The sequence below is a fragment of the Pseudomonas azadiae genome, assembly GCF_019145355.1.
Lineage (GTDB): Bacteria > Pseudomonadota > Gammaproteobacteria > Pseudomonadales > Pseudomonadaceae > Aquipseudomonas > Aquipseudomonas azadiae.
The window spans coordinates 1,123,841-1,137,934 of the sequence record NZ_JAHSTY010000002.1; the positions used below are offsets into that span (position 1 = coordinate 1,123,841).

A 14,094-nucleotide genomic window follows, 5' to 3' on the forward strand; every position below is an offset into this window, starting at 1 on the left:
TTCCTTGCACATCAAGGCTTTGCGGGTTTTGGCACGAAACTCGCTCTGACATCTGGCCAGATTCATTCCAAATAATAAAAAAGGTCGTGTCATGTCATTGACCCTGGAACATGTCTCCCGTGTTGTCGAAGGCCAAACCTGGATTGACGACGCCAACCTGCGTTTCGAAGCCGGTTCGTTCAACGTCCTGCTCGGCCGCACCCTGTCCGGCAAGACCAGCCTGATGCGCCTGATGGCCGGGCTGGACAAGCCCGACAGCGGCCGCATCCTGATGAACGGCGTGGATGTCACGCAAAAACCGGTGCGCCTGCGCAACGTGTCGATGGTGTATCAGCAGTTCATCAACTACCCCACCATGACCGTGTTCGAGAACATCGCCTCGCCGCTGCGCCAGGCCGGCGTGTCCAGCGAACTGATCCAGAGTAAGGTGCTGGAAACCGCCAGGATGTTGCGCATCGAGAAATTCCTGCAGCGCCACCCGCTGGAGCTCTCCGGCGGCCAGCAGCAACGCACGGCCATGGCCCGCGCGTTAGTCAAGGACGCCGAGCTGATCCTGTTCGATGAGCCGCTGGTGAACCTGGACTACAAACTGCGCGAAGAGCTGCGTCAGGAAATGCGCGAGCTCTTTGCCGCGCGCCACACCATCGCCATCTACGCCACCACCGAGCCCAATGAAGCCCTGGCCCTCGGCGGCACCACCACCATCCTGCACGAAGGCCGAGTGATCCAGAGCGGCAAGGCCGCCGAGGTCTATCACCAGCCGCAGACCGTGCTGGCCGCCGAGCTGTTTTCCGAGCCGCCGATCAACCTGATGCCGGGGCGCATCAGCGGTAACGAAGTGAGCTTCGCCAATTTCGTGCACTTCCCGCTGAACGTCGACCTGCGCCCCATCGGCGAAGGCGAGTTCCGTTTCGGCGTACGCCCCAGCCATATCAGCCTGGTGCCGAGCAACGACGACGACCTGGAGCTGGCGGTGACCGTGGAAGTCGCCGAGATCAGCGGCTCGGAAACCTTCCTGCATGTGCGCAGCGAGCACTTCCTGCTGGTGCTGCACCTGTCGGGGGTGCACGAATACGACGTCGACGCGCCGATCCGCGTGTATATCCCCACCCATAAACTGTTTGTGTTCGATGGCCAGGGCCGTTTGGTCCAGGCCCCTGGGCGCCGTGTTGCGAGGGTTGCCTGATGGCCGAGATCCATTTGCAGAACCTGGCGCATAGCTACAGCCCTGCGCCAAGTGGTCCTGAAGACTACGCCATTCGGGAAATGAACCACGTGTGGGAGCAGGGCGGGGCCTACGCCTTGCTCGGGCCGTCGGGCTGCGGCAAGTCGACCTTGCTCAATATCATCTCCGGCCTGCTCAGCCCGTCCGAAGGCCAGGTGCTATTCGACACCAAAGTCGTCAACGACCTCACCCCGGAAAAACGCAACATCGCCCAGGTGTTCCAGTTCCCGGTGGTGTACGACACCATGACGGTGTTCGACAATCTGGCGTTCCCGCTGCGCAACCAGGGCATGGCCGAGGCGAAAATTCACAGCAAGGTGCAGGAAATCGCCGAAGTCCTCGACCTGCAAAGCCTGCTGAGCAAAAAAGCCCGCAACCTCACCGCCGACGAAAAACAGAAAGTCTCCATGGGCCGTGGCCTGGTGCGTGACGACGTCTCGGCGATCCTCTTCGACGAGCCGCTGACGGTCATCGACCCGCACCTCAAGTGGAAACTGCGGCGCAAGCTCAAGCAGATCCATGAGCAATTCAACATCACCATGGTCTACGTGACCCATGATCAGCTGGAAGCCTCGACCTTCGCCGACAAGATCGCGGTGATGTACGGCGGCCAGATCGTACAGTTCGGCACGCCCCGTGAGTTGTTCGAGCGGCCGAGCCACACCTTTGTCGGCTATTTCATCGGCAGCCCTGGGATGAATCTGATCGAAGTGCAGGCCGAGGCGGGCGGGGTGCGTTTTGCCAGCACCCACCTGCCCTTGTCCGAAGCCTTGCAGCAACGCATTGCCAGCGCCAGTTACAAAAAACTGCAGGTCGGCATTCGCCCGGAATTTATCCATGTGTGGGACGAGCCCAACCCTGACGCCATGCAGGCCGAAGTCACGCACCTGGAAGACCTCGGCACCTACAAGATCATCACCCTCAACCTCGACGGCACCAAGCTCAAGGTACGCCTTGCCGAGGACAAGCCGGTGCCCGAGGGCACGGCCTCCATCAGCTTTCCCGCGCAATGGCTGATGGTCTACGCCGACGATTACCTGCTGGAGGTGCTGCCATGAATAAGGTGCAGAACAATAAAGCCTGGTGGCTGGTACTTCCGGTATTTTTGCTGGTGGCGTTCAGTGCGGTGATCCCGATGATGACCGTGGTCAACTACTCGGTGCAGGACATCTTCGACCAGTCCAGCCGCTACTTCGTCGGCGCCGACTGGTACAAGCAGGTGCTGCTCGATCCGCGCCTGCATGATTCGCTGCTGCGCCAGTTCATCTACTCGGCCTGCGTGCTGCTGATCGAAATCCCGCTGGGCATCGCCATCGCCCTGACCATGCCGACCAAGGGCCGCTGGTCGTCGCTGGTGCTGATCATCCTCGCCATTCCACTGCTGATTCCCTGGAACGTGGTGGGTACGATCTGGCAGATTTTCGGCCGCGCCGATATCGGCTTGCTCGGCTACAGCCTCAACGCGATGGGCATCAGCTACAACTATGCAGCCAATACGGCGGACGCCTGGGTGACGGTGCTGGTGATGGACGTGTGGCACTGGACGTCACTGGTGGCGCTGCTCTGCTACTCGGGGCTGCGCGCGATTCCGGATGTGTACTACCAGGCGGCGCGCATTGATCGTGCATCCGCCTGGGCGGTGTTCCGACATATCCAACTGCCGAAGATGAAAAGCGTGCTGCTGATTGCGGTGATGCTGCGTTTCATGGACAGCTTCATGATCTACACCGAGCCCTTCGTCCTCACGGGCGGCGGGCCGGGTAACGCCACCACGTTCCTCAGTCAGACGTTGACCCAGATGGCGGTAGGCCAATTCGACCTGGGCCCGGCCGCGGCGTTTTCCCTGGTGTACTTCCTGATCATTCTGTTGGTGTCCTGGCTGTTCTACACCGCCATGACCCACTCCGACGCCAACCGCTGAGGCCGCCAACATGAGCAAACGCAAGCTTATTCCGTTACTCATCTACATCCTGTTCCTGCTGGTTCCGATCTACTGGCTGCTGAACATGTCCTTCAAGAGCAACACCGAAATCCTTGGCGGGCTGACTCTGTTTCCGCAGCACTTCACGCTGGCCAACTACAAGGTGATCTTCACTGACCCGAGCTGGTACACCGGCTACCTCAACTCGCTGTACTACGTCAGCCTGAACACGGTGATCTCCCTGAGCGTGGCGCTGCCGGCGGCCTATGCGTTTTCGCGCTACCGCTTCCTTGGCGACAAGCACCTGTTCTTCTGGCTGTTGACCAACCGCATGGCGCCGCCGGCGGTGTTTCTGCTGCCGTTCTTCCAGCTGTATTCGTCCATCGGCCTGTTCGACACGCACATCGCCGTGGCCCTGGCGCACTGCCTTTTCAACGTGCCGTTGGCAGTGTGGATCCTGGAAGGCTTCATGTCCGGGGTGCCCAAGGAAATCGACGAAACCGCCTATATCGACGGCTACTCGTTTCCCAAGTTCTTCGTGAAGATATTTATCCCGTTGATCGGCTCCGGCATCGGTGTGACCGCGTTTTTCTGCTTCATGTTTTCCTGGGTCGAACTGCTGCTGGCGCGCACGCTGACCTCGGTCAACGCCAAGCCCATCGCGGCGGTGATGACGCGCACGGTCTCGGCCTCGGGCATTGATTGGGGCGTGCTGGCGGCGGCGGGGGTGTTGACTATCCTTCCCGGCATGCTGGTGATCTGGTTTGTTCGCAACCACGTGGCCAAGGGCTTTGCCCTGGGCCGGGTCTGAGGAGTCGATGATGGAATGGATGGCCTGGACCACCCCCACTGCGTTGTTCTTTGGCGGCATCGCCCTGATTCTGGCGGGCATGACCACCTGGGAACTGCGCTCGCCGAGCATTCCTCGGCGCGGTTTTTTACCGATCAGCACCACCCGTGGTGATCGCCTGTTTATCGGTCTTCTCGGCAGCGCCTACCTGCATTTGCTGGTCATCGGCGTTACCGACTGGAGCATCTGGGTGGCGTCCGCGCTCTCCCTGGTATGGCTGTTGAGTGTGATGCGTTGGGGCTAGGTGTGCACACCCTGTAGGAGCGAGCTTGCTCGCGAAATCGTCAACGATAACGCAGTGTTCCTGGTAGCCCGCGGTGTCTTTGAGTTCTTCGCGAGCAAGCTCGCTCCTACAAGGGAGGTGACCGCCGATAGTCCCGTATGAAAATAACCAGGAGGTCTCTATGTTGAATAAGAACAATAAGCTGCGACATAGCATTTCATTGGCCGCCGTACTGGCCCTCAGCGGTTTGAGCGCCACGGCGTGGGCCGATGCGTATGAAGATGCCGCGAAAAAATGGATCGGCAGCGAGTTCAAACCGTCGACCCTGACGGCCGAACAGCAGTTGGAGGAGTTGAAGTGGTTTATCAAGGCCGCCGAACCCTTCCGTGGGATGAAGATCAACGTGGTGTCGGAAACCCTCACCACCCACGAGTACGAGTCCAAGGTACTGGCCAAGGCCTTCAGCGAAATCACCGGGATCAAGCTGACCCACGACCTGCTGCAGGAAGGCGACGTGGTGGAAAAGCTGCAAACCCAGATGCAGTCCGACAAGAACATCTATGACGGCTGGGTCAACGACTCGGACCTGATCGGTACGCACTTTCGTTACGGCAAGACCGAATCCATCACCGACCTGATGGCCAACGAAGGCAAGGACTTTACCTCGCCGACCCTCGACCTCAAGGATTTTATCGGCCTGTCCTTCACCACCGCGCCGGACGGCAAGATCTACCAATTGCCCGACCAGCAGTTCGCCAACCTCTACTGGTTCCGTGCCGACTGGTTCGAACGCCCGGAGCTGAAAGCCAAGTTCAAGGAAAAATACGGCTACGACCTCGGCGTGCCGGTGAACTGGTCGGCCTATGAAGACATCGCCAAGTTCTTCAGCGAAGACGTCAAGGAAATCGACGGCAAACGCATCTACGGGCACATGGACTACGGCAAAAAAGACCCGTCCCTGGGCTGGCGCTTCACCGATGCCTGGTTCTCCATGGCCGGTGGCGGCGACAAGGGCCTGCCCAACGGCTTGCCGGTGGACGAGTGGGGCATTCGCGTGGAGAACTGCCATCCGGTCGGCTCCAGCGTGACCCGTGGCGGCGACACCAATGGTCCGGCGGCGGTATTTGCCACGCAGAAATACGTGGACTGGATGAAAGCCTATGCGCCGCCGGAAGCGGCGGGCATGACCTTCTCCGAATCCGGCCCGGTGCCGTCCCAGGGCAATATCGCGCAGCAGATCTTCTGGTACACCGCGTTTACCGCCGACATGGTCAAACCGGGCTTGCCGGTGGTGAACGCCGACGGTACGCCGAAATGGCGCATGGCGCCGTCGCCCGTCGGACCTTACTGGGAAAAGGGCATGAAGAAGGGCTATCAGGACGTAGGTTCCTGGACCTTCCTCAAGTCGACCCCCGAGAAACAGAAACTCGCGGCCTGGCTTTACGCGCAGTTCGTGACCTCCAAAACCGTCTCGCTGAAGAAGACCATCGTCGGCCTGACGCCGATTCGTGAGTCCGACATCAATTCCCAGGCCATGACTGACATGGCGCCCAAACTCGGTGGCCTGGTGGAGTTCTACCGCAGCCCGGCCCGGACCGAATGGTCGCCGACCGGCACCAACGTGCCGGACTACCCACGCCTGGCACAACTGTGGTGGAGCAACATCGCCGCCGCCGCCAGCGGCGAGAAAACCCCGCAGCAGGCCCTGGACAACCTGGCCAAGGAACAGGACGCGATCATGACGCGCCTGGAACGCTCCAAGGTGCAACCGGTGTGCGGCCCGAAAATGAACCCCGAGCGTGACGCGCAATACTGGTTCGATCAGCCGGGCGCGCCAAAACCGAAACTGGCGAACGAGAAGCCCAAGGGCGAGACCGTGAACTACAACGACCTGCTCAAATCGTGGGAGGCGGCGCGCAAGTAATTGCATTGAGGGACGGACAAAACGGCACTCAGGTGCCGTTTTTTTCGCTTCAAATACTGAAACACAGATCAATTGTGAACACAGATAAAATGTGGGAGCTGGCTTGCCTGCGAATGCGCAATATCAGCCAGCACTGCTTTCCCTGACACTCCGCTTTCACGAGCAAGTCGCACCGCCGCATACCCTTGGCGCCGCCTGCTCCCCGCATAAACTCCGCGCCGTATCCCTCGCCTGTGGCAACCCTTACCCATTGCCGCTGATCTACAGCTTCGCAACCCCGATTGAATTTTTTGCCCACTTCAAGGCTCTTCACTCTAGAAGCGTGTGGTTGAGCGCTCTTGCGTGGCCTCCTTGTGGTGGGGCCTGGTGTATCGGACTTTGCGGAAACTGCCATCATGACTCTTTTCACAGCGCTGTCAGGCCAACCGGCCTCCATCTCCCACGCGGGGCCCGGCCATTATCAACGGCTGTATCAGCAGCTCTATGGCGAGGCGCAGGGTGCGCAAGAGGCTGCGCGGGATTTCCTGCAGGCGCAGTTGGCCCAGGTCGAGGATGCGACCAACGAATTGCCGGACAAGCCCGAGCAACTGCACGCCTGGGTTGAGCAGCGGTGTGCCGAGGTGGCCCAGGCGTACGCCGAGTACCTGGAGCAACGCCAGCAAGGCCGGCCACGTCGCTACTTCCAGAACAAGGCTCACGCGTTGTATGTATTGCAACGTGTGGCGCCGACCAAGCAAGTCGATGGCGCCTGGCTCTACGGCCTGTTGCGCTATTGGCAAGACCCGCGTTTCGATGGCTTGCTCACCACTTACCTTGAAGAGCTGGGCGACGGCGAAGCCGCGCAGAATCACGTGGTGATCTACCGCAAGTTGCTCAACCAGCACGATGCCGACAGCGACGCCGGCCTGGAAGACGCGCATTACCTGCAAGGCGCGTTGCAAATGGCGTTGGGCCTGTGCGGCGAAGAGTTCCTGCCGGAGGTGATCGGTTACAACCTGGGCTACGAGCAATTGCCGCTGCACCTGTTGATCACCTCATACGAGCTGAGCGAGCTGGGCATCGACCCGTATTACTTCACGCTGCATGTGACCATCGACAACGCCAGCAGCGGCCATGCGTGCAAAGCCGCGCAGTCGGTGCTCAACCTGCTGCCGCTGGGCGAGGGCAGGGCGGAGTTCTACCGCCGCGTGGCCCAAGGCTATCGCCTCAATGACCTGGGGCCGGGCACAACCGCCATCATCAAGGATTTCAATTTGCACGATGAACTGGTCGCCCTGCTGGAGCGCAAGCGCTCCTACGGCCAGCACATGCATTCCGATTACTGCCGCTTCGAAGGCAAGACGGTCAACCAATGGCTGGCCCAGCCGGGACAAATCGGCGCCTTTCTCCAGGCCCTTGAAGACAAAGGCTGGATCAGGCGCAACCAGGACCCGGGCGAGAGCCGCTTCTGGCAATTGATCGAGGGCGCGGGCGCCGCCATGTTCGGGGTGTTCAGCGGCTATGAGAAACATGTGCTTCACGACTGGATTGCGGGTGACTGGATCAGCGACCGACGCGTACCGCCGGCTCGTCCGGGCCGTGGCAAAAGCTTACCCCAGGACCCGCACCCGCCGGCCGATCCGGACACCCAGGCGCTGGTGGACTCGCTGCGCGGCTTGCCGGATGAACAACAACTCCAAACGCTGATTGCGTGGATGTCCGCCCGCCGTCATTGCACCCCGGCCGGGCTGTACGCCACGCGCCGCTTTATCCAATTGCGCGCGCGCCTGCGCTAAGGAATGTCGTTCATGTCTGCACAACAACTCGCCGATCGCGCCTTGATCAACCTGGGCCGGGGCCTCAAGGAGAACGGCTACCGGTTCATCACGCCCACGCCCTTGACCCACGAGCGCGTCTTCGGGCGCCAGGCTTCACCGTTGGCGAACGACCTGCGCGACGTGTTTGGCTGGTCGATGTCCTTTGATGCCGACCTGCTGCCGGCGGCGTTGCGCGAGGAACTGCTGCAAGCCGATGTCGTTGAAAAACACGACTCGCTGTGGCGCAGCGCAGTGCGCTGGTCGAGCCTGGAAGATCTGTTGTTCGCGCATTCGGCTTACCCGACCACGCAGTCGGATGCGGTGTTTTTCGGGCCGGACAGCTATCGGTTCGCCCAGGTGATCGAAGCGCATCTGCAGCAGCGCTTCGAGCCCGTGCGCCGCGCGGTGGATATCGGCTGTGGCGCCGGTGTCGGTGCGCTGGTCATCGCCCGTGCGCGGCACGACGCGCAGGTGCTGGCGGTGGATATAAACCCGCGCGCCCTGCGCATGACCGCAGTTAACGCCGAGCTGGCCGGGCTGGGCAACGTCACGGCCTATCACAGCGACGTGCTGGCGAGCGTGGAAGGCGACTTCGACCTGATCGTGGCGAATCCGCCGTACATGAATGACGACCGCCAACGCGCCTATCGCCATGGCGGCGGAGCCTTGGGTGAACAACTGTCGGTGCGTATCGTCAGCGAGTCCCTGGGCCGCCTGGCCTTGGGGGGCAGCCTGGTGCTGTACACCGGCGTGGCGATTGTCGCGGGAGAAGATCCCTTCCTCGCGGCGGTCAAGCCATTGGTGGGCAGCGATGCGTTCGGCTGGACCTACCGTGAGCTTGACCCCGACGTGTTTGGTGAAGAGCTGGCAAAACCCGGCTACGAACGCGTGGAAAGGATTGCCGTCGTCGCGCTCACCGTCACGCGCCTGCGCTGACGGTCATGCTCACGTTTGGCATTGAAGAGGAGTACTTCATTACCGACCTGGGCACACGCAGGATGCTCAGCCAACCGTCAAGGGAGGTGGTGGCGGCCTGTCGCAGTGCCATTGGGGCAGGCTTTGCCTACGAGATGTTCCAGGGCCAGATCGAGGCGGCCTCGCCGGTGTTCCACACCCGCCGCGAGGCCGCCGATTACCTGGGTGCCGTGCGCCATAACCTGGCGCGCTCCCTGGGCAAGTTTGGACTGGGCATCGTGTGCGCCGGCAGCCATCCCCTGGCGGCGTGGCGTGAGCAAGTGCCGACGGAGCGCGTTCATTTCCAGCGGTTGTTCGAGGACACCCAGCGCGTAGCACGACGCAGCGTACTCTGTGGGTTGCACGTGCATGTCGGGGTGCCCGCCACCGTCGACCGTATCGCGGTGATGAATCAGGTCTCGCCCTGGCTGCCATTATTGCTGCTGCTCAGTTGCTCTTCGCCGTTCTGGGAGGGGGCGCCCACTGGGTTCATGAGTTACCGTCAGACCGCCTGTGATGAATGGCCGCGCATGGGCGTGCCCGAGCATTTTGCCGATTGGGCCGATTACCAGCGCTACCTGGCCTTGCTCCAGCACATCGGCGCGATCAAGGCCGACGGCAACGGGTGGTGGGGTGTGCGTCCGTCGGCGCGCTATCCCACCCTGGAGCTGCGCATCACCGATGCATGCCCAAGACTTGCTGATGCCTTGGCCCTGGCAAGCTTGTTTCGGGTGATGGTCACGCATGCCTGCGCCCTGGATTGTCCAGGAGCACTGTTCAGCGCCGAGCGCCGCTGGCTGCTCCATGAAAACCGCTGGCAAGCCAAGCGCTATGGCGCGGACGGCACATTCGCCCTGGACGACCTGGGCAACCTCGGCACCGCCGAACAGTGGTTGCAAGGTGCCCGGCTGGAATTCGCAGCGACGGCCGAGGCCATGGGCGAACCGCATCTGTTCGACGACCTGCACCGCTTGCTGCTGGCCGGCAACAGCGCGGTCGATCAACTGCGTGGATACGCCAGCGACCGCAGCGCCGGTACCGATGAACTGAGCAGTCTGCAAAACGTCGTCGACAGGCTGCTGGCGCAGAGTCGCAGTGACCATTGATCGGTTGCCCGCCACAGCAACGGAACGCTGGCGTCCACGAGGCCCCTTAATTATTGATCCCTTCCATCTGGAGTGCAGAGCATGCGAGCGATGACCTTCCAAGGCGCCCACAAAGTGCAGGTCGATACGGTACCTGATCCCATCATCGAGCAACCCGACGACATCATCCTGCGCGTGACCGCCACCGCCATCTGCGGCTCGGATTTGCACCTGTATCGGGGCAAGATCCCGACGGTGGAGCATGGCGATATCTTCGGCCACGAGTTCATGGGCATCGTCGAAGAAACCGGCCCGGCCGTCACGGCGGTGCAGCGCGGCGACCGTGTGGTGATCCCCTTTGTGATTGCCTGTGGCGACTGCTTTTTCTGTCAAATGCAGCTGTTTGCCGCCTGCGAAACCACCAACGACGGGCGCGGTGCGATTCTCAACAAAAAGGCGATTCCACCGGGGGCGGCGCTGTTCGGCTACAGCCGCCTGTACGGCGGCATTCCCGGTGGCCAGGCCGAACTGGTGCGGGTGCCAAAGGCCAACGCCGGGCCGTTCAAGGTGCCCGGCACGCTGGCGGACGAAAAGGTATTGTTTCTCACCGACATCCTGCCCACCGCCTGGCAGGCGGTCATCAACGCGGGCATCGAAAAAGGCTCCAGCGTCGCGATCTACGGTGCCGGTCCCGTCGGTCTGCTGAGCGCAGCCTGTGCGCAGATGCTGGGCGCCGAACAGATTTTCATGGTCGACGACCATCCCTATCGGCTGGCCTACGCGCAAAAAATGTATGGCGTAATCCCGATCAATTTTGAACAAGACGATGACCCTGCCGACACGATCATCCGCCAGACGCGCGGCATGCGTGGCGTCGATGGGGTGGTGGATGCCGTTGGTTTCGAGGCCAAGGGCAGCACCACCGAAACTATCCTCACCACCCTCAAGATCGAAGGCAGCAGCGGCAAGGCCTTGCGCCAATGCATCGCCGCCGTGCGCCGCGGCGGGGTGGTGAGCGTGGCCGGGGTGTATGCCGGGTTTATCCACGGCTTTATGTTCGGCGACGCCTTTGACAAGGGCCTGACGTTCAAGATGGGCCAGACCCATGTGCATCGCTTCCTGCCGGAACTGCTGGAGCATATCGAACTGGGGCACCTGAACCCCGAGGCGATCATCACCCATCGCCTGTCCCTGGAGCAGGCGGCGCGGGGGTATGAACTGTTCGACAAGGCCGAAGAGGACTGCCGCAAGGTGATCCTGCTGCCGGGGATGAGCGACCGCCCGCTGACCGAGCCGTTTGAGGAAGAACTCACACCTGAGCTGCGCATGCAGGGCGTGCCCGGCTTATAAGCCTGTGGTGAGCGGGCTTGCCCCGCGCTGGGTGGCGAAGCCGCCCCAAACCAGGCGACTCGGTTTTGTCTGTAAATCGGCGGCGACTGTATTAGGGCGGCTTCGCCACCCAGCGCGGGGCGAGCCCGCTCACTACAATCAGGGCAGGGAATCAGGCCGCAGCTTGCGGCTGAATGTGCAACTGGCCTTCCACCTCCTTGACCAACCCACTGGCCAGGAACAGCGGCGCAATACGGTTATGCAGTTGCGGCTCGACAAAGGCCTTCACGGTATCCATCACCAACACGCCGTTGAGCGGCAACTCGGCCTTGGCGTACGACAACCAGGCCTTCTTCAGCATCGCGAGCACGTCACTGCCTGCCGTAGAGGCGAAGCGACGGTGGGCGGGTTTGCCGTCAAAAGTAAAGTTATGCTGATAGGCGTAGCCGCTTTCATCGCCATTGCTGGCGATGCAGCGGATGCAGGTACACGGGCCGTCACCGAAAGCACTGCGCAGGTAGGCGTTGAAGTCCACCACGGGCTTGAGTGACAGGCGCTTATCGACCTCGAACAAGTCCCCGGTCATTTTTTCGTCAGTGTCCAACGTCCATTCCTCGCAGTGTACGGTCAGTCAAAGGGCGGCACCTTACCAGCCCGCCGCCCGCTTGTGGGCTACTAGCATAACAATAGATCCAGATAGTCTTTTCCTGTCTTAAAAATCGTGGCTACCCTCGACAACCCCAACGACAAAACCCTCGCTGACTTCAGCGAAAAGGTCCGCAGCGCCGTGCCCGCCACTGGGGAACTCGCCGGCCTTTGAAAGTTGTGCAGATACCTATGCTGCGATCCGACAAGCCAGCTCCCACAATTGGATTTGCTGCGTGTCAGTGATATCAGCGGAAAAACTCCCCCGGCGTCGCATCGAACTGCTGGCGAAACGCATTGATAAACGCCGACGTCGATTCATACCCACACCCCAACGCCACATCGGTTACCCGCTCGCCTTGCTCCAAAGCGGGCAGGGCGCTCAGCAGCCTCAGGCGCTGGCGCCACGCCCGGAAGGTGAGCCCGGTATCACTGAAAAACAACCGGCTGAGCGTCTTCTCACTCACCCCCAGTTTCTGGCTCCACTGCCCCAAGGTCGTCTGCTGCTCCGGACGCAGGTTCAAGCTGCGATAGATCTGCCGCAGCCGCGGGTCCAGCGGCAGCGGCAGCATCAAGTCGACCTGCGGCGCCGCCGCCAACTGGTCCAGTAGCACCTGAGCCAGGCGTCCATCCGGCCCGTCCTCGACATATTCGACCGGCAGTTCGCTGAAGCGGCGGATCAACTCGCGCAGCAAACTGCTCACCTCCAACACATGGCAGCGTTGGACCGCCCAGGCCGTGACGCTGCAGTCGAGGTACAGGCTGCGCATTTCCGTATGGGGCGAGCTGAACACGCGGTGCGGCATGCCCGCCGGAATCCAGACGGCCCGCTGCGGCGGCGCCACGAAGCGGCCGACACTGGTCTGGATCTCCAGCACGCCGGAAATGGCGTACGACAATTGCACCCATGGGTGGCTGTGTCGGCGGGTGAGTGCGCGATTCGGCAGGGATTCGGTGCGCCCATACACCGGTCGTGGCAGGCTGGAAAGCCCGGGCACACTGCGGCGGACGGTTTTTTCATGTCCTTTAGGCGGCATTTACTGGCTCATTGGCGTTAGTCGGTAACAAGCCATTACGTTAGAGTCGCCGTGACGCTCTTGGCAACCCCCGGAAGATCCTGCTGATGACTCGCCCCCGTTTCCTGCCCGACAACTTCACCCTGACGCTGATCGCTACGGTGATCCTCGCCTCCCTGCTGCCCGCCAGCGGCCAGACCGCCGTGGCGTTCGGTTGGGTCACCAACCTGGCCATCGCGTTGCTGTTTTTCCTGCACGGCGCCAAGCTGTCGCGCCAGGCCATCGTCGCCGGCGCCGGTCACTGGCGCTTGCACCTGCTGGTGTTCAGCCTGACCTTCGTGCTGTTTCCGCTGCTGGGCCTGGCGCTCAAGCCGGTGCTCTCGCCGCTGATCGGCAAAGACCTGTACATGGGCATGCTTTACCTCTGCGCGTTGCCGGCCACGGTGCAATCGGCGATTGCCTTCACCTCGCTGGCGCGCGGCAACATCCCGGCGGCGATTTGCAGCGCGGCGGCGTCGAGCCTGTTCGGGATTTTCCTGACCCCGTTGCTGGTGACCTTGCTGATGAATGTTCACGGTGAAGGCGGTTCAACCGTCGACGCCATTCTCAAAATCAGCGTGCAACTGCTGCTTCCATTTGTCGCAGGGCAAATTGCCCGGCGCTGGATCGGCGCATGGGTGGGGCGCAATAAATCCTGGCTCAAATTCGTCGACCAGGGTTCGATCCTGCTGGTGGTCTACGGTGCATTCAGCCAAGCGGTGAACGAAGGTATCTGGCACCAGATTCCACTCTGGGAACTGGGCGGCCTGGTGGTGGCCTGCTGCGTGTTGCTGGCCTTGGTACTGGTGGCTGCGACCTTGCTGGGCAAGGCTTTTGGCTTCAGTCAGGAAGACCGCATCACCATTTTGTTCTGTGGTTCGAAGAAAAGCCTGGCGACCGGTGTGCCGATGGCTCAGGTGCTGTTTGCCGCCTCGACCATGGGCGTTCTGATCCTGCCGTTGATGTTGTTTCACCAGATCCAGTTGATGGTGTGCGCGGCGCTGGCCCAGCGTTACGCCAAGCGTCCGGAATCGATCCCGGAGCTGATGGCGCAAGTCGATCCTTGAGGCGTCGTGTTACTATTTTT

13 protein-coding genes are annotated in these 14,094 nt (G+C 61.5%); 11 read left to right on the plus strand and 2 right to left on the minus strand.

From position 1 onward, the window contains the following. The first annotated feature begins 91 nt into the window (after positions 1-91). The 10 genes from KVG91_RS21565 to KVG91_RS21610 all read left to right on the plus strand — a co-directional run bounded on the left by KVG91_RS21565 (position 92) and on the right by KVG91_RS21610 (position 11,328). Positions 92-1,186: an ABC transporter ATP-binding protein gene (locus tag KVG91_RS21565; RefSeq protein WP_169376346.1), complete on the plus strand. Its 1,095-nt coding sequence runs from the start codon at positions 92-94 to the stop codon at positions 1,184-1,186. Further along, positions 1,186-2,283, plus strand: coding sequence for an ABC transporter ATP-binding protein (locus KVG91_RS21570; RefSeq protein WP_169376344.1), 1,098 nt, complete (start codon positions 1,186-1,188; stop codon positions 2,281-2,283). The genes KVG91_RS21565 and KVG91_RS21570 overlap by 1 nt, the downstream gene beginning before the upstream one ends. Continuing rightward, positions 2,280-3,146, plus strand: coding sequence for a carbohydrate ABC transporter permease (locus KVG91_RS21575; protein ID WP_122511609.1), 867 nt, complete (start codon positions 2,280-2,282; stop codon positions 3,144-3,146). Before KVG91_RS21570 ends, KVG91_RS21575 begins: the two co-directional genes overlap by 4 nt. Positions 3,147-3,156: 10 nt before the next feature. Next, positions 3,157-3,957 carry a carbohydrate ABC transporter permease gene (locus KVG91_RS21580; RefSeq protein ID WP_076950728.1) on the plus strand — a complete coding sequence of 267 codons (801 nt, stop codon included), beginning with the start codon at positions 3,157-3,159 and terminating at the stop codon, positions 3,955-3,957. A 10-nt stretch (positions 3,958-3,967) separates the two neighbouring features. After that, positions 3,968-4,240 carry a DUF2160 domain-containing protein gene (locus KVG91_RS21585; protein ID WP_003232363.1) on the plus strand — a complete coding sequence of 91 codons (273 nt, stop codon included), beginning with the start codon at positions 3,968-3,970 and terminating at the stop codon, positions 4,238-4,240. Positions 4,241-4,400: 160 nt separating this feature from the next. After that, positions 4,401-6,143, plus strand: a complete 1,743-nt coding sequence (locus KVG91_RS21590; protein ID WP_076950727.1) for an ABC transporter substrate-binding protein — start codon at positions 4,401-4,403, stop codon at positions 6,141-6,143. 395 nt (positions 6,144-6,538) lie between these two features. Next, on the plus strand, positions 6,539-7,918 hold the full coding sequence (locus KVG91_RS21595) for an iron-containing redox enzyme family protein (RefSeq protein ID WP_169376342.1): 1,380 nt from the start codon (positions 6,539-6,541) through the stop codon (positions 7,916-7,918). A gap of 12 nt (positions 7,919-7,930) precedes the next feature. Then, on the plus strand, positions 7,931-8,875 hold the full coding sequence (locus tag KVG91_RS21600) for a methyltransferase (protein ID WP_169376341.1): 945 nt from the start codon (positions 7,931-7,933) through the stop codon (positions 8,873-8,875). Between the two features lie 5 nt (positions 8,876-8,880). Further along, complete coding sequence (locus KVG91_RS21605; RefSeq protein ID WP_169376340.1) at positions 8,881-9,999, plus strand: carboxylate-amine ligase; 1,119 nt, start codon at positions 8,881-8,883, stop codon at positions 9,997-9,999. Positions 10,000-10,080: 81 nt separating this feature from the next. After that, positions 10,081-11,328, plus strand: a complete 1,248-nt coding sequence (locus tag KVG91_RS21610; protein ID WP_169376339.1) for a zinc-dependent alcohol dehydrogenase — start codon at positions 10,081-10,083, stop codon at positions 11,326-11,328. 151 nt (positions 11,329-11,479) lie between these two features. Here the strand turns inward: KVG91_RS21610 and KVG91_RS21615 are convergent, their stop codons facing one another. Next, positions 11,480-11,911 carry a hypothetical protein gene (locus KVG91_RS21615; protein WP_169376338.1) on the minus strand — a complete coding sequence of 144 codons (432 nt, stop codon included), beginning with the start codon at positions 11,909-11,911 and terminating at the stop codon, positions 11,480-11,482. A 289-nt stretch (positions 11,912-12,200) separates the two neighbouring features. Then, positions 12,201-12,989 (minus strand): AraC family transcriptional regulator, encoded by a 789-nt coding sequence (locus KVG91_RS21620; protein WP_169376336.1) that lies wholly within the window; start codon positions 12,987-12,989, stop codon positions 12,201-12,203. Between the two features lie 86 nt (positions 12,990-13,075). On the opposite strand from KVG91_RS21620, the gene KVG91_RS21625 reads away from it, so the two are divergent. Then, a complete protein-coding gene (locus KVG91_RS21625) occupies positions 13,076-14,074 on the plus strand; it encodes a bile acid:sodium symporter family protein (protein WP_169376335.1) in 999 nt (332 codons plus the stop codon). The last annotated feature ends 20 nt before the right edge of the window (positions 14,075-14,094 follow it).

Bases quoted from the DNA above. Each gene is read 5' to 3' on its own strand.
- KVG91_RS21600 (WP_169376341.1), top strand. From the start codon at position 7,931: ATGTCTGCACAACAACTCGCCGATCGCGCCTTGATCAACCTGGGCCGG.
- KVG91_RS21605 (WP_169376340.1), top strand. From the start codon at position 8,881: ATGCTCACGTTTGGCATTGAAGAGGAGTACTTCATTACCGACCTGGGC.
- KVG91_RS21585 (WP_003232363.1), top strand. From the start codon at position 3,968: ATGGAATGGATGGCCTGGACCACCCCCACTGCGTTGTTCTTTGGCGGC.
- KVG91_RS21620 (WP_169376336.1), bottom strand. From the start codon at position 12,989: ATGCCGCCTAAAGGACATGAAAAAACCGTCCGCCGCAGTGTGCCCGGG.
- KVG91_RS21580 (WP_076950728.1), top strand. From the start codon at position 3,157: ATGAGCAAACGCAAGCTTATTCCGTTACTCATCTACATCCTGTTCCTG.
- KVG91_RS21570 (WP_169376344.1), top strand. From the start codon at position 1,186: ATGGCCGAGATCCATTTGCAGAACCTGGCGCATAGCTACAGCCCTGCG.
- KVG91_RS21565 (WP_169376346.1), top strand. From the start codon at position 92: ATGTCATTGACCCTGGAACATGTCTCCCGTGTTGTCGAAGGCCAAACC.
- KVG91_RS21575 (WP_122511609.1), top strand. From the start codon at position 2,280: ATGAATAAGGTGCAGAACAATAAAGCCTGGTGGCTGGTACTTCCGGTA.
- KVG91_RS21590 (WP_076950727.1), top strand. From the start codon at position 4,401: ATGTTGAATAAGAACAATAAGCTGCGACATAGCATTTCATTGGCCGCC.
- KVG91_RS21595 (WP_169376342.1), top strand. From the start codon at position 6,539: ATGACTCTTTTCACAGCGCTGTCAGGCCAACCGGCCTCCATCTCCCAC.
- KVG91_RS21625 (WP_169376335.1), top strand. From the start codon at position 13,076: ATGACTCGCCCCCGTTTCCTGCCCGACAACTTCACCCTGACGCTGATC.
- KVG91_RS21610 (WP_169376339.1), top strand. From the start codon at position 10,081: ATGCGAGCGATGACCTTCCAAGGCGCCCACAAAGTGCAGGTCGATACG.